Origin of the sequence: Streptomyces lydicamycinicus (assembly GCF_000829715.2) — a bacterium.
GTDB classification, from domain to species: domain Bacteria; phylum Actinomycetota; class Actinomycetes; order Streptomycetales; family Streptomycetaceae; genus Streptomyces; species Streptomyces lydicamycinicus.
In genome coordinates this window covers 1-22,202 of the sequence record NZ_BBNO01000010.1, presented here as the reverse complement: position 1 = coordinate 22,202, position 22,202 = coordinate 1, and the positions used below count along the sequence as shown (strand labels likewise).

The window sequence follows — 22,202 nt, the reverse complement described above, 5'->3', positions numbered from 1 at the left end:
CTGTCCCAGGCGCCGGAGACGCTCACTATGACCCGGAGGTGTCAGGAATCCGTAGACCGGCCGAACGGCCGTCGTGTCGCCGGACCGGGTCATCCGGTGTGTGCCAGGAGACGTCGTTGACCAGCTGGAGATAGCGCGCCCAGTCCCAGAACTCACCGGGGTCGGTGTGGTCGGTGCCGGGGACCTCGACATGGCCGATGATGTGTTCCCGGTCCTTGGGGATCCGGTAGCGGTCACAGATGGCGGCGGTGAGCAGGGCGGACTGCTCGTAGAGCGGGTCGGTGAACCATGTCGGGTCGTCGATCCAGCCCTCGTGCTCGATGCCGATGCTGCGGGTGTTGTAGTCCCAGTTCCCGGCGTGCCAGGCGACGTCCCGTTCGCGGACGCACTGGGCGAGATAGCCGTCGGCGGACCGTACGACATAGTGCGCGGCCGCCTTGTGCGCCGGGTCCTGGAACAGCTTGAGGGTGTCCCGGTAGGTCTCCTGGGTCACATGCACCACGACCCGCTCGACCGGATACTGCGCCGGGCGGTCGGCGGCGGTGAAGTTGCCCGGGCTGGCCGGGACCCAGTGGAGCGGGGGGTAGGCGCCGCCGGACGGTGTCCGCCGGCGCGTGGCGGCGGCGGTGGTGCCTGCCGTGAGGGGGGTGAGTGCGGCGGACGCGGCGAGCGCGGCCGCGCCGGTCAGCAGGCGCCGGCGGGCCGGGCGGCGGGGGGCGGGCTCCATGTGAACTCCTGACAAGGACCGAGGGGTGGTCGCGTACATGTCACGCACATGCGGTGCGTTCATGATGCGCAACAGGGCACGGCCTGCCAAGGGAATGGCCGTTCTGCCAATGGCTCGACCAAAGGCAGAACGGCGCAGGTCAGGAGGGGCGCGGGATACCTGATCGGACGTCACCCGGGTGCCACGCCGCCGGCGCTGACGGCCGCTCGCGGACGCGGCACCCGGGTGCGTGGACCCCGCCGGTCAGTGGCCGATCTCGACGTCCTCCAGAATGCCCAGGGCGTCCGGCACCAGCACCGCCGCCGAATAGTAGGCACTGACCAGGTAATTGATGACCGCCTGGTCATTGATCCCCATGAAGCGCACCGAGAGGCCGGGACGGTACTCGTCGGGGATGCCGGTCTGGTGCAGTCCGACCACGCCCTGGTTCTCCTCGCCGACCCGCAGCGCCAGGATCGAGCTGGTCTGGTCCGGGGTGACCGGGATCTTGTTGCAGGGCAGCAGCGGAATGCCCCGCCAGGCACGGACCGTGCTGCCCTCGACCTCCGCGGTGGTGGGATAGATGCCCCGGGCGTTCCACTCCCGCCCGATGGCCGCGATCGTCCGCGGATGCGCCAGCAGGAACTGCGTCTTACGGCGCCGGGAGATCAGCTCGTCCAGGTCGTCGGGGGTGGGCGGGCCGCTGCGGGTGTGGATGCGCTGCTTGAGGTCGGCGTTGTGCAGCAGCCCGAACTCGGGGTTGTTGACCATCTCGTGCTCCTGGCGCTCCCGCAGCGCCTCCACGGTCAGCCGCAGCTGCTGGTCCAGCTGGTTCATCGGGTCGTTGTAGAGGTCGGCGACTCGCGAATGCACCTTCAACACCGTCTGGGCCACGCTGAGTTCGTACTCCCGCGGCGCCAGTTCGTAGTCGGCGAAGGTGCCCGGCAGCATCGGCTCGCCGACATGGCCCGCGGCGAGTTCGATGGCCGCCTCACCGTGCTTGTTCTGCGCCGGCACCAGCGCCGCACCGACGTCCGCGAGGTGGGTGCGCAGTGACTCCGAGCGGCCCAGCACCTCCTCCAGGTCACTGCGGTACAGGGTCAGCGCGGTCACCCGGGTCACCGCCCGTACGGAGTGCTCCCACTCCGCGTCCGCGGTCAGCAGCGCCGCCGCACCGATCGCGTCACCGTCGGCCAGCACCCCCAGCACGGTCTCGTCGCCGTACTTGCCGGTGCCGATACGGTCGAGCTTGCCGTGGGCGATCAGCACGATCCGGTCGGTGGGCCCGCCCGCCCGGGCGAGCACATCACCGGGCGCGAACTCGCGCTGGACGAACCGGTCCGCCAGCGCCTCCAGCGCCGCGGAGTCGGCGAAGCCGCGCAGTGGTGCCAGCTCGCGCAACTCCGCCGGAATCACCCGGACTTCGGACCCGGTCGAGACGAACTCCACCCGACCGTCACCGAGGGTGTGGGTAAGCCGCCGGTTGACGCGGTACGCACCGCCGGAGACCTGCGTCCAGGGCAGGATGCGCAGCAGCCAGCGGGAGGAGATCCCCTGCATCTGCGGCACGGTCTTGGTCGTGGTCGCCAGCTTGCGCGCTGCCGCGGTGTCCAGGCTGGAGCGGGTCTGCTCGGGCGCGGACGCCTGCGGGCCGGATGTCGGGTCCACCGATGTGGTCATGAGGAAGGCTCACCTGTTCTTGTCTGTGCTGTGCGTAGATCGGTGCGGTGCGCGGAAATGCCCGCGCGCCAGGACGGCGGGAAATGCCGCTGCCGGGGCGCGGTCGCTTTTCCGCCGGAGGTCGTTCAGTGGCCGATCTGTACGTCGTCGAGAACACCCAGCGCATCGGGCACCAGAATGGCCGCCGAATAATAGGCGCTGACCAGATACTTGATGACCGCCCGGTCGTCCAGGCCCATATAACGCACCGAGAGGCCCGGCTCGTATTCATCGGGAATTCCGGTCTGATGCAGGCCGACGACACCCTGCTGTTCCTCGCCGGTGCGCAGCAGCAGCACCGAACTCGTCCGCTCCTTCGTCACCGGAATCTTGTTGCACGGGAAAATCGGCACCCCGCGCCAGGAGGGCAGCGAATGCCCCATGAAATCGACCGCGGTCGGATAGAGCCCGCGGGCGCTGCACTCCCGCCCGATGGCGGCGATCGTCAGGGGATGGGCGAGCAGGAAGCCCGGGTCCTTCCAGACGGTCGCGAGCAGATCGTCGAGGTCGTCGGGGGTGGGCGGGCCGGTGCGGGTGTGGATGCGCTGCTTGAGGTCGGCGTTGTGCAGCAGCCCGAACTCGGGGTTGTTGATCATCTCGTGTTCCTGGCGCTCCCGCAGCGCCTGGATGGTCAGCTTGAGCTGCTCCTCCACCTGGTTCATCGGATCGCTGTAGAGGTCGCCGACCCGGCTGTGGGTGCGCAGCACGGTCTGCGCGACGCTGAGTTCGTACTCCCGGGGCGTGACGTCGTAGTCGACGAAGGTGCCGGGGAGGGACGGCTCGCCCTGGTGCCCCGAGGCGACGGAGACCGCCGATTCCCCGCTCGCGTTCGTCGGCTGCGCGGTGCCCTGGCCGGCCGCGGCCAGATGCTCGCGCAGCCCGGGGGAGCGGTCGATGATCTCCTGTGCGGCCTGCCGGGACAGCGTCATGACGGTCACCCGGGTCACCGCCCGATAGCTGAACTGCCAGGTCCCCTCGGGGTCGGTGAGCGGCTCGTCGCCGAGGTGATCCCCGCCGGCCAGCGCTTCGAGCACCGTGTCCTCGCCGTATTTGCCGGTGCCGATACGGTCCACCCGGCCGTGCACCAGCAACACCAGCCGGTCGCCCGGCCCGCCGGCCTCACCGATGAGTTCACCCGGCGCGTATTCCTGCTGGGTGAAGCGGTCGCCGAGCGCCGCCAGCACCTCGGTATCGGTGAACTCCCGCAGGGCGGGCAGCTCGCGCAGCTCTTCGGGGATGATGGCCACATCGCTGCCACTGGTGTCGAAATCGATACGCCCGTCGCCGAGGGTGTAGGTCAGCCGGCGGTTCACGCGATAGGTGCCACCGGAAACCTGCACCCAGGGCAGCAGCCGCAGCAGCCATCGGGAAGTGATGCCCTGCATCTGTGGTGCGGTTTTGGTGGTGGTCGCCAAATTCCGCGCCGCGGTGGTACTCAGGCTGGAATTCTGGGCCTCTTCCGTGGTGCCGTGCAGCGATTCATCGGCAATGGTCACAGTGCCACCTGTCTCCTCGAACGGTGCGATGCGGCCCGCCCCGAAACCCCGTTTCAAGGCAGTTCCGCGGCATCCCGCCGAACCGAAGGTAGTGGTGCTGTTTTTATCAGCACAATCGCTCGATTGGGTGGCATGGAATTCCCGCTCCCTGGAAAGGTTTAGCGGGCTCAATTCCGGGGAGAGTGTGCCGGGGCGCAGGAATGGAGGGGGTCGTCCAGGACGCCTTGGAGCGCGGCGTGTGCCGCTCCGAGCAGCGGTCCGTCGGCGCCCAGCCGGGACACCGTCACCCTCGGCCCGCCGGCCCGCCCGGCCTCCGCCGTGACGGCCGTCCGCAGCGTCAACTCCCGCTCCAGGGACGGCAGTACCCAGGGCGCCAGCCCGGCCAGCGCGCCCCCGAGGACCACCGCCTGCGGATCGAGCAGATTCACCGCCCCGGCGAGCGCGATGCCCAGCGCCGTCCCCGCCTCGTGCAGGGCGCGGACGACGGCGGCGTCCCCGTCGGCGGCCCGGCGCGCCAGCAGACCGATACGGGCACCTGGCCCCGGATGTGCCGCCGCCCGCTCGGGGGTGAGCCCGCCCGCCCGCAGCACGGCCGGTTCCCCCGCGTACTGCTCCAGACAGCCACGGCCGCCACAGTCGCACGGCGGGCCCTCCGGATACACCGGCACATGACCCAGCTCCCCCGCGAAGCCCCGGGCGCCCCGCAGGAGTTGGCCGTCCACGACGACCGCGGCACCGATCCCGGCCTCCGCCGACACATGCACGAAGTCCGGAGGCGGGGCGGGCCGGCCGGCGCCGCCGCCCAGCCGGAGTTCGGCCAGCGCACCGAGGTTGGCCTCGTTCTCGACGGTGAGCGGGACGGCGAACGAGCCGCCCTCCGGGGCCGTCACCCCGGCCAGCCCCGGTGCCAGATCGGCCGCCCGCCAGCCGAGGTTGGGGGCGTGCACCACGGTCGTCGCGTCGCGGGCCACCAGACCGGGCACCGCGACCGTCAGCCCCGCCGGCCGCAGGCCCTCGGCGGCCATCTCCGCGGTCACCTCGGCGAGCAGACCGGACAGCTGGCGCAGCACCGGCCCGGGAGCGCGGTGCCGGTTCGCGGCGTCGGCCGCGACCCTGGCCCGGACCCGCCCGCGCAGATCGACCGCGCACACCGCCAGGTGGTCGACGCCTATCTCGGCCCCTATACCGGCCGGGCCACGGTCGCTGACCGCGAGTTCACTGCCCGGCCTGCCCCGGCCGCCGGTCGCCGCCCGCCCCGTCTCGACCAGCAGCCCGGCCCGCAACAGCTCGTCGACGAGCGGCGCCACCCCCGCCCGGGTCAGCCCGATCCGTGCCGCGACCGCCGGCCGGGAGACCGGGCCCTGCGCGGCCACGGTCCGCAGCACCCGGGCCAGATTGCGCCGCCGGATGCCGTGCTGGGTGTCGCCGCCGGGCGGGGTCACGGGGCCTCCAAAGGGTGCGAACGGGAGCCGGTCCACGGCTGCGGGGGTGCGGTCACGGCCGCAGCAGCGGCGTGCCGTCGGCGAGCGTCGCCGACAGCCGCTCCCAGGCGGCGTCGTCCCGCGGCAGCGCCTCGTACTGCGCCCCGCGTGCCGTCCCCCAGCGGCGCGCCACCGCCGCCGGATCCTCCTCCAGCAGCAGCCCGGCCGCCTGCGCCGCCGCCCCGAGCGCCACCAGCTCCTGCGCCTCGGGCACCACCACCGGACGGCCCGACAGCCGGCGCACGGTCTCCCGCCAGGCCCGGCCCCGGGCGCCGCCGCCGATCAGCAGCAGCGGCGCATCGGGCGCGGCGTCCGCGTCCAGGACCCGGTCCAGGGCCTCCAGCAGAGTGAACACCGCGCCGTCGTAGGCCGCCTGAAGCAGCTGACCGGCCGTGGTGTCGTGCCGAAGCCCGTGCACCAGCCCCGAGGCGCCGGGCAGATTCGGGGTGCGCTCACCGTCCAGGTACGGCAGCATCACCACCCCGCCGCCTTCCTCCACGGCCTCCCGGTCGCGGCCCAGCAGCGCCGCCACCCGGTCCACGGCGAGGGTGCAGTTCAGGGTGCAGGCCAGCGGCAGCCAGTCGCCGCGGGCGTCGGCGAAGCCCGCCACGGTGCCGGACGGATCGGCGGGCCGGTGGGTGGAGACCGCATACACCGTCCCCGAGGTGCCCAGACTCATCACCGGCAGGCCGGGGCGCAGGCCCAGGCCGAGCGCGGCCGCCATGTTGTCGCCCGTGCCGGCGGCCACCAACGCGCCCTTGGGCAGCGGGAGATGACCGGCGTGTACGGTCCCGGCGGCCTCGCCCGGCAGGGCCACCCGCGGCAGCAGCGCGGGGTCCAGCCCGACGTGCGCCAGGATCTCCGCGTCATAGGACCCGGTGGACGACGCCCACCAGCCGGTCCCGGACGCATCGCCGCGATCGGTGACGGCCTCGCCCGTCAGCCGCTCGGTGAGGTAGTCGTGCGGCAGCCGCACCGCGGCGGTGGCGGCGGTCGCGGCCGGCTCGTGCTCGCGCAGCCAGGCCCACTTGGCCACCGTGAACGCCGGGCCGGGCACGCTCCCGACCCGGTCCGCCCAGGCCTTCGCACCGCCCCGCTCCGCGATCAGCCGCTCGCTCTGCGGCGCCGGCCGGACGTCGTTCCACAGCAGGGCCGGACGCACCGGCTCGCCGGCCGCGTCCAGTGTGACCAGCCCGTGCTGCTGCCCGCCGACGGACACCGCCGAGGCCTGCCGCACCGCGTCGCCGCACTGAGCCAGCGCCTCACCCAGCGCCTGCCACCACTGCCGTGGGTCGCTCTCCTTGCCGGCGCCGCCGCCGACCGTGTGCGGTGCCTGGCCCCGGGCGAGGACCTCACCGGTCACCGCGTCCACGACCAGCGCCTTGGTGGACTGGGTGGAGCTGTCCACCCCGACGACCAGCGGTCCCGCAGCCTGTGCGGCCATCGTGCACTCTCCCTCGGAGGCCCGTCATCCATGGTCTCGGTCCAGGGGGTTCCCCGGTGTGCTGTCGCATATTAGTTTGGCCGCGGCAGAATTTGTAAAGTGCCTTGACGAAATGATCGAGGGAGTCGCGATGAGCCGTCAGCCCACGCCCGCGGACAAGTTCAGCTTCGGACTGTGGACCGTCGGCTGGCAGGGCCGGGACCCCTTCGGGGACGCCACCCGCCGCGCCCTGGACCCGGTGGAATCGGTGCACCGCCTCGCCGACCTCGGCGCCTACGGCGTCACCTTCCACGACGACGATCTGATCCCGTTCGGCGCCGGCGGCATCGAGCGCGAGGCGGCCGTCAAACGTTTCCGGCAGGCACTGGACGCCACCGGCCTGATCGTCCCGATGGCCACCACCAACCTCTTCACCCACCCCGTCTTCAAGGACGGCGCCTTCACCGCCAACGACCGCGACATCCGCCGCTACGCCCTGCGCAAGACACTCCGCAACATCGACCTCGCCGCCGAGCTCGGCGCCCGCACCTATGTCGCATGGGGCGGCCGGGAAGGCGCGGAATCCGGCGCGGCCAAGGACGTACGGACCGCCCTGGACCGGCTGAAGGAGGCCTTCGACCTCCTCGGCCAGTACGTCACCGAGCAGGGCTACGACCTGAAATTCGCCCTCGAACCCAAGCCCAACGAGCCGCGCGGCGACATCCTCCTCCCCACCGTCGGGCACGCCCTCGCCTTCATCGAGCGGCTGGAACACCCCGAGCGCTTCGGCGTCAACCCCGAGGTCGGCCACGAGCAGATGGCCGGGCTGAACTTTCCGCACGGCATCGCCCAGGCGCTGTGGGCGGACAAGCTCTTCCACATCGACCTCAACGGTCAGAGCGGAATGAAGTACGACCAGGACCTCCGTTTCGGAGCGGGGGATCTGCGTGCCGCTTTCTGGCTCGTCGACCTGCTGGAGACCGCCGGCTACGACGGGCCGCGGCACTTCGACTTCAAACCGCCGCGCACCGAGGACCTGGACGGCGTCTGGACCTCGGCGGCCGGATGTATGCGCAACTATCTGCTCCTCAAGGAGCGCGCGGCGGCCTTCCGGTCCGACCCGGCCGTCCAGGACGCGCTGCGGGCCGCGCGCCTGGACCAGCTGGGCCGCCCCACCGCCGAGGACGGCCTGGCCGGCCTGCTCGCCGATGCCACCGCCTACGAGACCTTCGACGTCGAGGCGGCGGCCGCCCGTGGGATGGCCTTCGAGCACCTGGACCAGCTGGCGTTGGAGCATCTGCTCGGGGCGGTCTGAGGGCCGGCGGGTCCGGGCCGGCTCACCCGAGCAGGCCGCGCAGAAAGGCTATTTCGGCGGCCCGCTGCTCACCGCCGCCGCTCTCATGGGCGTTGAACCGCCACACCTTCAGTTCCTTCTCGCCCGCGTAGTGATGGAAGGCGGCGAAACCGGTGGACGGTGGGGTCACCTCGTCGCGCAGTGCGGTGCCGAAGAGCGCCGGGGCGGTGGCGCGGGCGGCGAAGTTCAGGCCGTCGAAGTGGTCCAGGGTGTGCAGCGCGGTGTCGATCCGGTCCCGCGCCCCCGCGAAGTAGCGGGTGAGTTCGCCGTACGGGCCGACGTCCGTGACCTCCACCGCGCGGCGGATGTGCGTCAGGAACGGCGCATCGATCAAGGCCCCCGCCAGGCCGGGGACCAGGCCGCTCACCGCCAGGGCCGCGGCGCCGCCCTGGCTGTGGCCGGCGACCACGACCCGGTCGGCGTCCACCGCGTCATGGCCGCGCGCCGCCTCCACGGCCCGTACCGCGTCGGTGAACAGCCGCCGGTAGTAGTAGCCGTGCGGATCGAGCAGCCCCTGGGTCAGCTTGCCGGGTACACCCGGATTGTCGGAGCCGACCGGATCGGCGGTGTCACCGGGCCGGTTGGGGCCGCTCTGTCCCCGGGTGTCCATGACCAGCGTGGCGTAGCCCGCGGACGGCCACAGCAGCCAGTCGTGCGGCAGCAGTCGCCCGCCCCCGTACCCGAGGAACTGCACGACGCACGGCAGCGGTCCGGCGGCCGCGCGCGGGAGCAGGAACCAGCCGCGGATGGGATGCCCGCCGAATCCCGCGAACGTCACGTCATGGGTGTGCAGCAGGGCGAGCCCCGCATCGACCTCGGTGAAGCACGCGTCGAGGGCATGCGTGCGGGCCTCGACGAGGGTGCGCCGCCAGAACGCGTCAAAGCCGGCCGGCTCCGGACGCGGCGGGCAGTAGGTGTGCAGCGCGTCCAGGGGAAGGTCGGTGAACACGGAGAACCTCCGGGCCGTAGGCTGGCTTGCTGTCTGTCGCCAACGGTGCCCAGGGTCCGGACAATTCAGACGTGAATTGTTCCAGGTTGGTCACCGAGTACCGCAAAACCGAGTAAAGAAGCGATCATTTCCGCCATGAGCTTTCCTCCGCCCCCGCCGAATCAGCCGAACCAGCCGCCCAACGCCACTCCGGGCGGCTTCGGCCCGCCGGCCGGTGGCTACGGGCCGGGCGGTCAGGGTCAGGGCGGATACGGCCCGGGTGGCTACGGCACGCCCCCCGGCGGCCAGGCCCCCGGCGGCTACGGCCCGCCCGCGGGCGGCTATGGCCCGCCCGGACCGGGCGGCCCCGGCGGCTGGCAGCAGCCCCCCGGCCCGCCCGACGGTGGCGGCAACGGCAAGACCATCGCGGCGATCATCGGCGGTGGCGTGATCGTGCTGGCCGCCGTCATCACCATCTTCGTGGTGGCCAACAGCGATGACAGCGGCAACCACCGTGCCCAGCCGTCCGGTTCGAGCACCAGCGCCACCCCGTCCGAGAGCGCGTCCCCGACGCCCTACGACGACCCCACGCCCACCGCGACGCCCACCGGCAGTGACTTCGAGAAGTCCCTGCCGACGCCCTCCAACGGCAAGATCCCCTTCTATCTGCTGAAGGTCGGCGACTGCTACGACCGCCCCGCGGACGGCGGCGGCAACAACGACGAAGCCTCCTGCAACGGCCCGCACGACGCCGAGGTCGTCGCCATGCACCGTCTGGATTCCGGGCTCACCACCGAATCGGGCATCCAGAACAAGGCGGCCTCGCTGTGCCGCAACGAGCTGGAGCGCAAGGCGGCCCAGCAGCCCTCCGGCACCGCCGAGGGCACCTACGTCCAGTACCCCAGCCTCAGCGGCTACCGGCTCGGCATCAAGACCATCAGCTGTAGCCTGACCGGCAACCGCTCCCTCACCAAGAAGCTCACCAAACCGCTGTCCTGACCCACCGCCGAGGGCAGCGGACCACCACAGAGTGGGGGCGGACCACCACGGAGCGAGGCGGACCACCACGGGGCGGGGGCGGAGCCCGGACGACCCGGCGTTCCGCCCCCGCCCCGTCGGCGTGCGCACCGCGGCAGCTCGTGCCCGAGGGCTCAGCCGCCGCTCAGCGATCCACCCGCTTGCCCGCGGCGCCGGTGTCCGCGACCTCGCCGACCTCGGCGGCCGCCGGATCCAGCACCCGCGCCAGAAACGTCCTGGTCCGCTCGTGCTGCGGGGCCCCCACCACCTGCTCCGGGGTGCCCTGCTCGACGATCACGCCGCCGTCCATGAACACCACCCGGTCGGCGACCTCCCGGGCGAAGCTCATCTCATGGGTGACGACGAGCATCGTCATCCCTTCCTGCGCCAGCCCCCGCATCACCGCCAGCACATCACCGACCAGCTCCGGGTCCAGCGCCGAGGTCGGCTCGTCGAAGAGCATCAGCTCCGGGTCCATCGACAGCGCACGGGCGATGGCCACCCGCTGCTGCTGCCCGCCCGACAGCTGGGCCGGATAGGCGGCCGCCTTGTCGCTCAGCCCGACCCGTTCGAGGTTGGCACGGGCGACCTGCTCCGCCTCCGTGCGGTCGCGGCGCAGCACCCGCCGCTGGGAGATGGTGAGATTCTCCAGCGCGGTCAGATGCGGAAAGAGGTTGAAGGACTGGAAGACCATCCCGATCCGCCGGCGGACCCGGTCGATGTCCACGTCCGGGTCGGTGACCTCGGTGCCGGCCACCACCACCCGGCCCGCGCTCGGCTCCTCCAGCAGATTCACACAGCGCAGCAGGGTCGATTTCCCGGAGCCCGAGGGCCCGATGACACACACCACCTCACCGCGCGCCACCGAGAAGTCGATCCCGCGCAGCACCTCCAGCTCCCCGAAGGCCTTGCGCAGGCCCTGTACGTCGATGGCCTTCGCGTCCACCGTCTCCGGTGCCGCCTGCTCGGTCGTCACGCCGCTCACCTGGCCTTCGCCGTACGGGCCTCCAGCCGACGGACCAGCTGGCCGAGGGGGAGGGTGATCACGAGATAGAGCAGCCCGGCGATCAGGATCGGGGTCAGGCTCTTGTGCTCATTGAGCGCGTCCCGGCCGAAGTTGGCCAGTTCGAACTGGGTGAGGGAAAGACCCAGCAGATACACCAGCGAGGAGTCCTTGGTGAGCAGAATCAGTTCATTGGTCAGCGGCGGCAGCACGATACGGAACGCCTGCGGAATCACGATCGAGGCCATCGCCCGCCCCTGCGACATTCCCAGTGAACGCGCCGCCTCCGTCTGCCCCTTGGGAACGGCCTGAATGCCGGCCCGGATGGTCTCCGCCATATAGGCCGCACCCACCAGCCCGAGCGACAGCATCACGGTGACGTTCATATCGAGCGCGACCTCGAAGGCCAGCGGCACCCCGAAGCCGAGCGCGATGAACACCAGCAGACAGGGGATACCGCGGAAGAACTCGATATAGGTGACCGCGATCCAGCGGTAGGGCGGCACCGACGAGAGCCGCATCAGCGCCAGCACCAGCCCCAGCGCCAGACCGAAACCGAATCCGAGCAGGGTGTAGAGGACGGTGTTCACCAGCGCCGTGGTGATGATCTCCGGGAAGAGCGCCTTCGCGACCTCGACATCGAAGAACGCCATCCGCAGCTGGTGCCAGTCGGCGATCAGCGCGAAGACCACCACGGCGGCGACCAGCACGCCGTACTGCACGCCGCGGGTGATCCGCGCGCGCTGTCTTTTGGACACAGACATAACGGCCGGCCTCAGCTCTGCGGGGTGGTGCCGAACCACTTCTTGTAGATCCGGTCGTAACTCCCGTCGGATTTCGCCTTCTTCAGCGCCGCGTTGATCTTCTTGCGCAGCGCGTCATTGCCGGTGCGTACGCCGATGCCGTAGTGCTCACCCGTGTTGAATTCCGCGGTGACCTTGGTGTCCGGGTTCTGCTTCACATAGTCGAAGAGCACCCCGTTGTCATTGATGCCGGCATCCACCTGGCCGGACTTCACCGCGGTCAGCAGCAGCCCCAGATCCTCGAACTCCACCAGCTCGACGCCCTTGCCGTGGTCCTTGGCGTAGATCCCGCCGGTGGTGGCCTTCTGATAGCCGAGCTTCTTGCCCTTGAGATCCTCGATCTTCTTGAAGGGCTTGCCCTTCTTCGTCAACAGCGCCTGGGTGGCATTGAAATACGGGTCGGAGAAATCCATGACCTTGTCCCGCGCGGCCGTGATCGTCATGCCGGCGGCGGCCAGATCGCATTTGCGGATGGTGAAGTCCTGGCCGGTCTCAATGCCTTCGAAGGGCGTGTTGACGATCTCCTGCTTGACGCCGAGATCCTTGGCGACCAGATCCACCAGATCCACATCGAACCCGACGACCTTGCCGTCCTTCTTCACCTGGAACGGTGCGTACGGCAGGTGGGTGCAGGTCTTCAGGGTCCCGGAGGAGACCAGTTCCAGGCCGCCGGACCCCTTCTTCCCGTCGGACTTGGTGCTGCTGCACCCCGCCAGGACGACGACGGCCGTGGCAACGGCTATGACAGGCAACGCGGAGCGAGCGGACACTGGTCCTCCAGAGCGGATACAGATCATCCAAGCCGTGCATGCTGCGATGTGGCTGCATCCTGCCATCGGCCCGGGGCTCTGTCGCCGCCCCGTCGGTTGCGTCTGTGTAACGCCTTCGGCCCGCGTCCGGAGCCGCGAGCGCCGCCGGTCCCGTTCCCGGTGCCCGTCAGCGGCCGAGCCCGGCCGCCAGCTCCGCGATCGCCTCCGGTCCCACCCGGCAGCAGCCCCCGATGAGCCGGGCACCGTCCGCGGCCCACGCGGCGACCCGGTCCGCGCTGAACTCCGGGCTGCCGCACCACGCCCGGGCCGCCGCGTCCCAGCGCTCCCCGCTGTTGGGATAGACCACCACCGGCTTGCCGGTGACCTGCGCCGCCAGCGGCACCGCCCGGTCCGCGTCGTCCGGCGCGCAGCAGTTCACCCCCACCGCGATCACCTCGTCCGCCTCCGCCGCCACCGCGAACGCCTCCGCCAGCGGCTGCCCGGCCCGGGTCCGGTCCCCGGCGACGCTGTACGACAGATAGGCCGGGACACCCAGCCCGCGCACCGCCCGCAGCAGCGCCCGGGCCTCCTCGGCGTCCGGCACCGTCTCCAGCGCCAGCACATCGGGCCGGGCCGCCGCCAGCACCTCCAGCCGCGGCCGGTGGAACCGCTCCAGCTCCGCCACCGAGAGCCCGTAGCGGCCGCGGTATTCGGAGCCGTCGGCCAGCATCGCGCCGTACGGGCCGGCCGAGGCGGCCACATACAGCGGCCCGGTGACCCCGGCGGCCGTGGCCCGTCCGGCCGCCTCACGGGCCAGCTCCACACTCCGGGCCAGCAGCTCCGCCGCCTGCTCGGCACCGATGCCGCGCCGCGCGAACCCCTCGAACGTCGCCTGATAACTGGAGGTGATCGCGACCTGCGCCCCGGCCTCGTAGTACGCCAGATGTGCTCGGATGACGGCCGCGGGCTCCTCGGCCAGCAGCCGTGCCGACCACAGGGCGTCGCTGAGGTCGTGCCCGGCGGCCTCCAGCTGGTTCGACAGCCCGCCGTCGAGGACGACCGGCCCCGCGGCGAGGGCGTCGGCGAGCGGCGGGAACGTGCTGACCATGGTGCGGAGCCTCTCGGTGCTGCGGGACGCGCGGGTACCCACGCCTCACCCAAGATCGTAGTGCCGGGCGGATGTGCCCTGCGCCGGCCGGCGCCTTCGCGTACGCCGTCGGCCGGCGTCTTCGCGCAGGGGCGTGCGCCGGCCGGGACCGCGCGGCCGGCGCACGGCGCGGCACGCGGCTCAGCGCAGCGACGAGAACACGAACGAGAAGCGCGCCGGAGCCGGCTCCAGCCGGTGCTGCGGCAGCACCCCCGGCCCGCACGACTGGCTGCCGATGCCGTGCAGCGCGTGGTCGAGATGGACCCACAGATCCTCGCCCGGCCGCAGATCCGTGGTGTGGCGGGCCGCGGTCAGCTCCTCGTCCGGCCACCGGCGGGCGGTGAAGAAGAAGTCCGGGGCACCCTCGATCCGCAGGCCCGAGCCGTCCGTACGGGTCAGCTCCGCCCAGCGCACGCCGGGCCGCGCCCCGTTCTCCTGCGGCCGGACATACGGCGTCTGGAGCGCGTCCACCGGCATCGACCAGCGGCCGACCCGGGCGGCGGTCCGGGTGTCCGGATAGCCCTCGCCGGGCCCGCCACCGAACCACGTGGCGAGACCCAGGCTGCCGCAGACCCGCATCCGCACCCCCAGCCGCGGCAGCGGAACCGGCCAGTCGCCCTCCGGGCCGACGCTCAACTCCAGGCGCAGCAGATCGGGTTGTGCCGTCCAGCGGTAGACCGTGCGCAGCGCCAGTGGCGTGCCGGCCGGGGCGACCCGGGTGCGCACCACCAAGGAGCCCGGGCCGGTCTCGACGGCATCGACGCGGTGCCGCATCCGGTGCAGACCGAGCCGCCGCCACTCGGTGGCCGGCCGCGGCCCCGGCTGCCAGGGCGCGGCCTCGTCGTTGTCGGTCGGCGCCCGCCACACGTCCAGCCGGGGCCCGCCGAGCCGTACGCCGCCCAGATAGCCGAGGGTTCCCGTGGCGGCGTCGAACGTCCCCGGACCGAGGACGATCACATTGCCCTCGCCGTGGCGCGGGGTGGCGGTGGCCGCCGGGGGAGTGGCGGCGGGGCGCGGCGCGGCCGGGAGCTGGCCCCAGGCGACCTCGTGCCCGGCGGGCGCCCATGCGGTGTCCTGGTCCAGTACGGCCTGGACCGTCCAGATCGCCTCGCCCTCGTCGCCCGGTGCGCACGGCGGCGCCGGCAGCTCCACCACGGCCGACGCGCCGGGCGCCAACGGCGGCACCGCCAGCCGGCCGTTTCCGCGCGGCTCGCCCTCCACCTCGTGGAGATAGCGGAAGACGAGGTGGTCCAGGCCGGCGAAGTCATACCGATTGGTGATCCGGACCGCGCCCGCCGTGCCGTCGTCGCTCGCGGCCTCGATCCGCACCGGTTCGATGACCTTCTTGAACTCCAGCAGGCCGGGGGAGGGGACCCGGTCGGGCAGGACCAGCCCGTCGCAGACGAAGTTCCCGTCGTGCAGCTCCTCGCCGAAGTCGCCGCCGTAGGCGTGGAAGACCTCACCGTCGGCCGTTCGCTGCCGCAGCCCGTGGTCGATCCACTCCCAGACGAAACCGCCCTGGCAGCGCTCATGGCGCTCGAACAGCCGCTGGTACTCGCTCAGTCCGCCGGGACCGTTGCCCATGGCGTGGGCGTACTCACACAGCAGGAAGGGAAGCGCCCGCCGCCGGGCGTCCAGCTCCGGGTCGGGCAGCGGGGCCTCCTGACGGCGCCCGATGCGCTCCACCTCGGCATGGTCGGCGTACATCCGGGAGTAGACATCGGTGTCGGCGCAGCTGGGGTCGCCCTCGTAGTGCAGCGGCCGGGACGGGTCGCGCTCGCGCATCCAGGCGGCCATCGCGGACAGCCCGCGCCCCGTGCCGCACTCGTTGCCCAGCGACCACAGCACGATGCAGGGGTGGTTCTTGTCCCGCTCGACCATCCGCCGGGCCCGGTCGAGCAGCGCAGGCTCCCAGCGCGCATCGTCGACCGGATTGTCCCGCCAGCCCTGCTGGGCGAAACCGTGCGTCTCCAGATCGCACTCGTCGACCACCCACAGGCCCAGCTCGTCGCACAGATCCAGAAAGGCGGGGTGCGGCGGATAGTGGCTGGTGCGCACCGCATTGATGTTGTGCTGCTTCATCAGCAGAAGATCACGGCGCATCGTCTCCGGCCCGAGGGTGCGTCCGGAACGCGGATGGAACTCATGGCGGTTGACGCCGCGCAGCAGGATCCGCCGGCCGTTGACCGTCAGCAGTCCGCCCTCGACGCTGACCGTACGGAAGCCGATCCGCAGCGGGATCCGCTCGCCCGGGGTGACCAGTTCCCCGTCGTAGAGGTGCGGTTCCTCGGCCGTCCAGGGACGCACCGGCACCGTGGCGCTCTCCCCGGTCGCCAGATCGAGACAGAGCGCGGGGACGGTCACCCGGCCGGCCGGTTCGCACTCCACCCGCAGGGTGCCGTGGCCCGTGACGTGATCGAATCCGGCGTGTACGAAGTGGTCGGCGACCGAGCCCTCGGGACGGCGGTGGAGCGAGACGTTCCGGAAGATGCCGGGGAGCCACCACTGGTCCTGGTCCTCCAGATAACTGCCCGACGACCACTGGTGGACCCGCACCGCCAGCACATTGCCGCGCGGCCGCAGCAGCTGCCCGACCTCGAACTCGTGCGGCAGCCGGCTGCCCTTGAAGTGCCCCAGCTCCACCCCGTTGAGCCAGACCCGGGCGCAGGACTCCACCCCGCCGAAGTGCAGCACCGCGGGCCCGTCGCCCCATCCGCCGGGCAGATCGAAACTGCGCCGGTGATCACCCGTCGGGTTCTCGTCCGGGACCCGCGGCGGATCGACCGGGAAGGGGTAGGCGGTGTTGGTGTAGACGGGCGCCCCGCCGAGCTGCGGCCGGCCCCCGCCCCCGTACGAGCCCTCGGCGGCGAAGCGTCCCTGGAGCGGCCAGTGGCCGGGCACCCGCAGCTCCTGCCACTGCGTGTCGTCGAAGTCCGGCCGGGTGAACGAGTCGTCCTCGGCGGTGGCGCGGGCCGAGAGCCGGAACCGCCAGGTGCCGTGCAGCGAGATCCGGGCGGCGTCCGAGCTCGCGTACCAGGCGCGGGGCGGCAGTACCCCGCTTCCCGGCGAGCGGTCCTCGTAGTACGGCGGGCTGCCGGGGCGGGGCGGCGCGCCATCCGTCTCGTCGGGGGTCCGTGCGGGCGGTGCGGACGAGGTGGGGTGCGGCGCGTGCGGCGAAGTGCCGGTCACTGGTCCTCCTGCTGCGGGCGAGGTGCCGGGCGGTGGGGGATCGGTTCAGCGAAGCATGAGCGGCGGCACGGCGCAGGCGGATGGGGGGAATTGGGCAGGGGCGGCCGATGGCCGCCCCGCCGCGCCTCTTCCCTCCTCACCCCTCCACGGACAACCCCTCCACCGACAACCCATCCGCCGACACCCCCGCCAGCGCGCCCGCCGGGTCGTCCGTGGCCGGACCAGCGGGCACCCACCGCCCGCCCTCCCGGCGATACGGCCACCAGCGGCCGTCCCGCCCGTAGCGCAACTGGGCCGCCCCGCCCACCACCGTCCAGCGGTTACGGGTGACCCGCAGCCGCGGCCGGGTCTCCTCGTCCTCCCACGCGGCCGCCAGCCGGCTGGTGGCCCGCGCCAGCGCCTCGGGCTCCGGTGTCCAGTCCTCCTCCAGGACCGCGAGCCCCGCCGCGCCACCCAGCTCCCAGGCCCGTACGGCCGACGCCAGACCCCGTGCATCGCGCCCCGAACCGGCCGCCAGCCGCGCCGATATGGCCGCCCCGGGGAGGGCCGCCGCCAGCCGCACCGCATCCTGGGCAGGCGTCAGGGCGGGCGGCGGCGGACCGTCCGGATGCCGCGGGGACAGCGCATCCGCCAGCAGCCGCTGGGCGCGCGCCGCCGCGTCCCCGATCAGGAACTCCAGCGCGGCCACGTCCACCCCGGCCGCGGGCGGGGTGCCGCCACCGAGCACCGGCGGGGTGCCCGGCGCGGCGACCGGCGGCGGGGGTGCGGGCAGTGGCGGCAGAATGTCGCGCGCCGCGTACGCCTCGACCGCCGGCACCCCCGCACCGGAAGGCTCCACCACGCCCGCGCCCGCCGGTCCCTCCGCCCGCGACGCACTGCGCGCCTGCAACTCGTCCAGCAGCTCCCGCTCACCCCGGCCGCGCATCAGCAGCAGCACGAACGGATCCTGGTCCAGCAGCCGCGCCAACTGGTAGCACAGCGCGGTCGAATGCGCGCAGTGGTCCCATGCCCCGCAGCTGCACTCCGGCTCCAGGTCACCGATGCCCGGCAGGAGTTCGATCCCGGCCGCGGCGGCATCCTCGACGAGCACCGGCGGCATGTCACGGTCCAGCAGCGCCGCGATGTGCCCGGCCCGGTCCGCGACCAGGTCCAGGAAGCGGTCCCAGTCCGCCGCGCTCAACTGCTGGAGCAGGACATCGGAACGGTGCCGCGTATGGTCCGGGTCCTGCACCACTGCGGTGATCCGGCCGGGACGCACCGACACCGCACCGACCGCACCGGCCCGCGCATGCCGCCGCCCCAGCTTCACCTGCGCGCCGTCCAGTGCGGTGTCCTCCAGCGCCTTGAGCCACGCCTGCCCCCACCAGCTCCGGGCAAAGGCCCGCCCAGGCGCCGCGGGCAACGCCTCGAACGTCCGCTCAACGGCGGCGGAAGCCCCCTCGTCCAGATACATCCGTCCCTCATCTCCCGCTATGTTCATCGCTCGTTCCCCCGCAGGGCGACCAGATCCGCCAGCTCGGCGTCGGTGAGTTCGGTCAGCGCGGCCTCGCCGGACCCCAGCACCGCATCGGCCAACTGCTGCTTACGGGCGAGCATGTCGGCGATCCGGTCCTCGATCGTGCCCTCCGTGATGATCCGGTGGACCTGCACCGGCTGGGTCTGCCCGATGCGGTAGGCGCGGTCGGTGGCCTGCGCCTCGACGGCCGGATTCCACCAGCGGTCGAAGTGCACGACATGCGCCGCCCTGGTGAGGTTGAGACCGGTACCCGCCGCCTTCAACGACAGCAGGAACACCGGCGGCGCCCCCTCCTGGAAGCGCCGCACCATCTCCTCCCGGCGGGCCACCGGCGTCCCGCCGTGCAACAACTGCGTCGGCACCCCGCGCGCCGCCAGATGCCCCTCCAGCAGCCGCGCCATCTGCACGTACTGGGTGAACACCAGCACGCTCGCGCCCTCGGCGAGGATGCTGTCCAGCAACTCGTCCAGCAGCTCGACCTTTCCCGAACGCCCCACGATCCGCACCGCTTCCGCCGCACGGCCGTCCGCCGCCGGGCCGCTCTCCTTCAAGTACTGCGCGGGGTGGTTGCAGATCTGCTTGAGCGAGGTGAGCAGCTTGACCACCAGCCCGCGGCGGGCGAACCCGTCCGTCCCGGCGATCTCGTCGAGCCCCTCGCGCACCACGGCCTCGTACAGCCCGGCCTGTTCCTTGGTCAGCGCCACCGCACGGTCGGTCTCCGTCTTGGGCGGCAGCTCCGGCGCGATCCCCGGATCGGACTTACGGCGGCGCAGCAGGAACGGCCGCACCAGCCGGGCCAGCCGCTCGGCCGCCGCCCCCGCCTCCGGGCCCGCCGCCGCACCGCCCTCGATGGCCCGCGCATACTGCGTACGGAACCGGCCCAGCGGCCCCAGCAGGCCCGGCGTCGTCCAGTCCAGGATCGCCCACAGCTCCGACAGATTGTTCTCCACCGGGGTACCGGTCAGTGCCACCCGGGCCTTGGCGGGCAGGGTCCGCAGCGCCTTGGCGGTCGCGGAGAACGGGTTCTTGATGTGCTGGGCCTCATCGGCGACGACCAGCCCCCAGCCCACCTCCGCCAGCTTCCCGGCATCGAGCTGCATCGTCCCGTACGTGGTCAGCACGAACTCACCGTCCGCCAGCTCCGCCAGACTGCGCCGCCCGGCATGGAAGCGGCGTACCGGTGTGCCCGGTGCGAACTTCTCGATCTCCCGCTGCCAGTTGCCCATGAGGGAGGCCGGACAGACGACAAGGGTGGGGCCGGCCGACTCGGGAGCGGTCTGCCGGTGCAGATGCAGGGAGATGAGCGTGATCGTCTTGCCCAGCCCCATGTCGTCGGCGAGGCAGGCGCCCAGCCCCAGCGAGGTCATCCGGTGCAGCCAGCCGAGCCCACGCATCTGGTAGTCGCGCAGCGTCGCGGTGAGTGCCGCCGGCTGCCGGAGGGGCGCGGCGTCGCCCTCCGGGTCGGCGATCCGGTCGCGCAGCCGGGCCAGCCAGCCGGAGGCGGCCACCGCCACCCGGCCGCCGTCCCCGTCCTCGGCACTGCCGGTGAGCGCGGCGCCGAGCGCGTCGAGCGGAGTGATCTTCCGTTCCTGCCGGTCCCGGGCGGCCCGCACCGCCGCCGGATCGATCAGCACCCACTGACCGTTCAGCCGCACCAGCGGCCGCCCCGCCTCGGCGAGCCGGTCCAGCTCCGCCTTGTCGACCTCCTGGCCCCCCACCGCGAACCGCCAGCTGAACGACAACAGAGCATCCGCCGACAACAACGAAGGAAGCCCCGTCCCCCGTCCCCCCTCCCCGTCACCGTCGCCCTCACCGGGCGGCCCCACGACGGCACGGGCGGTCAGCGTGCGTGCCAGCTCCTTCGGCCAGTGCACCGCCACCCCCGCGGCGGCCAGCGCACCGGCGGCCGGCCCGAGCAGCTCGGCGATCTCCTCGTCGGCGAGCTCCAGCACATCGGGCACCGCCGCGGACAGCAACGGAGTGAGCGGCGCCCAGGCGGCCGCCGCTCGCCGCAACGTCAGCAGCGCGTCCATCCGCGCCCCCGCCCCGAAAGCCTGCCCGGCAGCCGAAGCCCCCGCCCACACCTCCGCGGCATCCGCGACCAGCGCCGGATCGCTGAGACCGTGCAACTGGACCACGGCCCTGAACGTGCAGGGCACCCCGTCGGGACCCTCCTCGGCCTCCCCGGATACACCGCCGCGCACCAGTCGGCTTGGACGCACACCCGCCTCGCCGGCCTGCTCCCCGCCCTGCACCTCCACCCGCAGTGAGATCCGTACACCCGCGTCATGCCCCGCGGCGACCTCCGCCGCCCAGGCGCGCTGTTCGGGGATGTGCTGCGGGGCGGTCACCGCGAAGGCCGGCGCCCCGGTGGCCAAAGCGGCGCCGGGGGAGCGCGGCAGCCCGTCCGCCACCGCGTCGAGGAAGGCCCGCACATGCCGTTCGGGCTCCGGCAGCTCCAACGGGTCGGTGTCCGGGAGCGGGCTCGCGTGCGCGTACGGCGGCATGGCGGCGGCGAGATCACGCAGCCGCGCCAGGTCCGCCGGATCGAGCGGGCCCAGCCGCCAGGCGTCGTACCCGGCCGGACTGACCCCCGGCAGTATCCGCCCGCGGGCCGCGAGCTGGAGCGCCAATACGGACGCGGCCCCCCAGAAGGCGGCGGCCGGATGGGCGTCCCCGCCGGCCCGCGCACGGGTGAGCACCGGCACCGCCTCGGCCACCGTCAGCACCAGGGCCGGAACCTCGCACAAGGAGACCCCGCCGTCGTCATCCGGCAGCGCAACGCCGAGCGACGCGTCCCCCACGCTTTCACCATCAGGCCGCCAGAACGCGATCCGCCCGGCCCGCGGCGGGTCCGACGGCAGAAAGACCGCTGCGCAGTGCGCGAGCGCGGAGAGCTGAGCGGGGGTGGCCGCGGGGAGGGATGTCACGGGTTTGCGAACTCCTCAAATTTGACTAGTCGCTCCTGGAGCGCCCGAGAGTACAGGACGACATGCCCCCGGCAGGAACCTGCGGCGCGAAATCGGCGTTCAATGGAGTACACAGAGCGCGGCATACGCCGCGGAAGGGGCGTGAAGATGTCCACTCAAGCGAAGGTCGCGGTCGGCGGCGTCGCGGTGGGAGTGATCCTGCTGTGGCTGCTGCCCTTCTGGGCGGCCCTCTTGGTCATGGTCGGAATCCCGGCCGTCGCGTATCTGACCCTCGACTCCTCCCAACGCCGCCGCCTACGCCGCGTCAGCCGCAAACAACTCGGCCGCTGAGGGGGTTGCCGGTGGCTGGGCGCCGTTCGCCTACGGCGGGTGGGTGGTGGGTCGGAGGGGACGCCCGGTACCCCGTCCTCGGCGCGGGCGGCCCTGGTCCCAGAGGTTGGGAGCCCCGGTGTTCGCTCCGGTCCTGCGGGCGGGGCACCGGACATCCCCTCCGACCACCGTCCGTGCGCGGCTGACCCGCCGTGCGGATGACCGTTACGGCGATGCAGCGGCACCTCTTGGCAGGCATCTGGTCCCCGCAGGCCGGGCGCGGGCCTTCGTGGGTGCTGTTACGGACGGTGCCACCGTCCGGCAGTCGGCAACGGGGGACGGTCGGAGGGGATGTACCGGGGCCCGCCCGCAGGACCGGAGCAAACACCGGGGTGCTCAATCCCACGTAGCCGCGTCGCCCGCGCCGAGGAC

16 protein-coding genes are annotated in these 22,202 nt (G+C 72.4%); 3 read left to right on the top strand and 13 right to left on the bottom strand.

Annotation, left to right across the window (positions count from 1 at the left end; all coding sequences use genetic code 11):
- Window positions 1–25: 25 nt before the first annotated feature.
- The 5 genes from TU31_RS30965 to xylB form a co-directional block, all read right to left on the bottom strand.
- Window positions 26–727, bottom strand: a complete 702-nt coding sequence (locus TU31_RS30965; RefSeq protein ID WP_078886069.1) for an N-acetylmuramoyl-L-alanine amidase — start codon at window positions 725–727, stop codon at window positions 26–28.
- A gap of 243 nt (window positions 728–970) precedes the next feature.
- Complete coding sequence (locus tag TU31_RS30960) at window positions 971–2,386, bottom strand: family 2B encapsulin nanocompartment shell protein (protein WP_042160758.1); 1,416 nt, start codon at window positions 2,384–2,386, stop codon at window positions 971–973.
- A 125-nt stretch (window positions 2,387–2,511) separates the two neighbouring features.
- Window positions 2,512–3,921 carry a family 2B encapsulin nanocompartment shell protein gene (locus TU31_RS30955; protein WP_042160756.1) on the bottom strand — a complete coding sequence of 470 codons (1,410 nt, stop codon included), beginning with the start codon at window positions 3,919–3,921 and terminating at the stop codon, window positions 2,512–2,514.
- Between the two features lie 167 nt (window positions 3,922–4,088).
- Complete coding sequence (locus tag TU31_RS30950) at window positions 4,089–5,363, bottom strand: ROK family transcriptional regulator (RefSeq protein ID WP_042160754.1); 1,275 nt, start codon at window positions 5,361–5,363, stop codon at window positions 4,089–4,091.
- A gap of 52 nt (window positions 5,364–5,415) precedes the next feature.
- Window positions 5,416–6,846 (bottom strand): xylulokinase, encoded by a 1,431-nt coding sequence (gene xylB, locus TU31_RS30945; RefSeq protein WP_042160751.1) that lies wholly within the window; start codon window positions 6,844–6,846, stop codon window positions 5,416–5,418.
- A 130-nt stretch (window positions 6,847–6,976) separates the two neighbouring features.
- On the opposite strand from xylB, the gene xylA reads away from it, so the two are divergent.
- Window positions 6,977–8,140, top strand: a complete 1,164-nt coding sequence (gene xylA, locus TU31_RS30940; RefSeq protein WP_042160749.1) for a xylose isomerase — start codon at window positions 6,977–6,979, stop codon at window positions 8,138–8,140.
- A gap of 22 nt (window positions 8,141–8,162) precedes the next feature.
- Here xylA and TU31_RS30935 read toward each other — a convergent pair whose 3' ends face one another.
- The gene (locus tag TU31_RS30935) at window positions 8,163–9,128 is read right to left on the bottom strand and encodes an acetylxylan esterase (RefSeq protein WP_042160747.1); all 966 of its coding nucleotides are present in this window, start codon (window positions 9,126–9,128) and stop codon (window positions 8,163–8,165) included.
- Between the two features lie 135 nt (window positions 9,129–9,263).
- Here TU31_RS30935 and TU31_RS30930 point away from each other — a divergent pair, with 135 nt between their 5' ends.
- A complete protein-coding gene (locus TU31_RS30930; RefSeq protein ID WP_042160745.1) occupies window positions 9,264–10,106 on the top strand; it encodes a hypothetical protein in 843 nt (280 codons plus the stop codon).
- 163 nt (window positions 10,107–10,269) lie between these two features.
- Here the strand turns inward: TU31_RS30930 and TU31_RS30925 are convergent, their stop codons facing one another.
- The 7 genes from TU31_RS30925 to TU31_RS30895 all read right to left on the bottom strand — a co-directional run bounded on the left by TU31_RS30925 (window position 10,270) and on the right by TU31_RS30895 (window position 21,461).
- The gene (locus TU31_RS30925) at window positions 10,270–11,100 is read right to left on the bottom strand and encodes an amino acid ABC transporter ATP-binding protein (RefSeq protein WP_042161399.1); all 831 of its coding nucleotides are present in this window, start codon (window positions 11,098–11,100) and stop codon (window positions 10,270–10,272) included.
- A gap of 5 nt (window positions 11,101–11,105) precedes the next feature.
- A complete protein-coding gene (locus TU31_RS30920; protein ID WP_042160743.1) occupies window positions 11,106–11,891 on the bottom strand; it encodes an amino acid ABC transporter permease in 786 nt (261 codons plus the stop codon).
- 11 nt (window positions 11,892–11,902) lie between these two features.
- The gene (locus tag TU31_RS30915; RefSeq protein ID WP_181018708.1) at window positions 11,903–12,700 is read right to left on the bottom strand and encodes a basic amino acid ABC transporter substrate-binding protein; all 798 of its coding nucleotides are present in this window, start codon (window positions 12,698–12,700) and stop codon (window positions 11,903–11,905) included.
- Window positions 12,701–12,866: 166 nt separating this feature from the next.
- Window positions 12,867–13,787 (bottom strand): homocysteine S-methyltransferase, encoded by a 921-nt coding sequence (gene mmuM, locus TU31_RS30910; protein ID WP_042161397.1) that lies wholly within the window; start codon window positions 13,785–13,787, stop codon window positions 12,867–12,869.
- 180 nt (window positions 13,788–13,967) lie between these two features.
- On the bottom strand, window positions 13,968–17,015 hold the full coding sequence (locus TU31_RS30905; protein WP_042160738.1) for a glycoside hydrolase family 2 TIM barrel-domain containing protein: 3,048 nt from the start codon (window positions 17,013–17,015) through the stop codon (window positions 13,968–13,970).
- A gap of 136 nt (window positions 17,016–17,151) precedes the next feature.
- Window positions 17,152–18,495: an SWIM zinc finger family protein gene (locus TU31_RS30900; protein ID WP_245698916.1), complete on the bottom strand. Its 1,344-nt coding sequence runs from the start codon at window positions 18,493–18,495 to the stop codon at window positions 17,152–17,154.
- Window positions 18,492–21,461 carry an SCO1167/SCO6262 family helicase gene (locus tag TU31_RS30895; protein WP_042160737.1) on the bottom strand — a complete coding sequence of 990 codons (2,970 nt, stop codon included), beginning with the start codon at window positions 21,459–21,461 and terminating at the stop codon, window positions 18,492–18,494. Before TU31_RS30895 ends, TU31_RS30900 begins: the two co-directional genes overlap by 4 nt.
- A 147-nt stretch (window positions 21,462–21,608) precedes the next feature.
- Between TU31_RS30895 and TU31_RS30890 the strand changes: the two genes are divergently transcribed.
- A complete protein-coding gene (locus tag TU31_RS30890; protein WP_042161392.1) occupies window positions 21,609–21,791 on the top strand; it encodes a tail-anchor membrane protein in 183 nt (60 codons plus the stop codon).
- Window positions 21,792–22,202 lie beyond the last annotated feature (411 nt).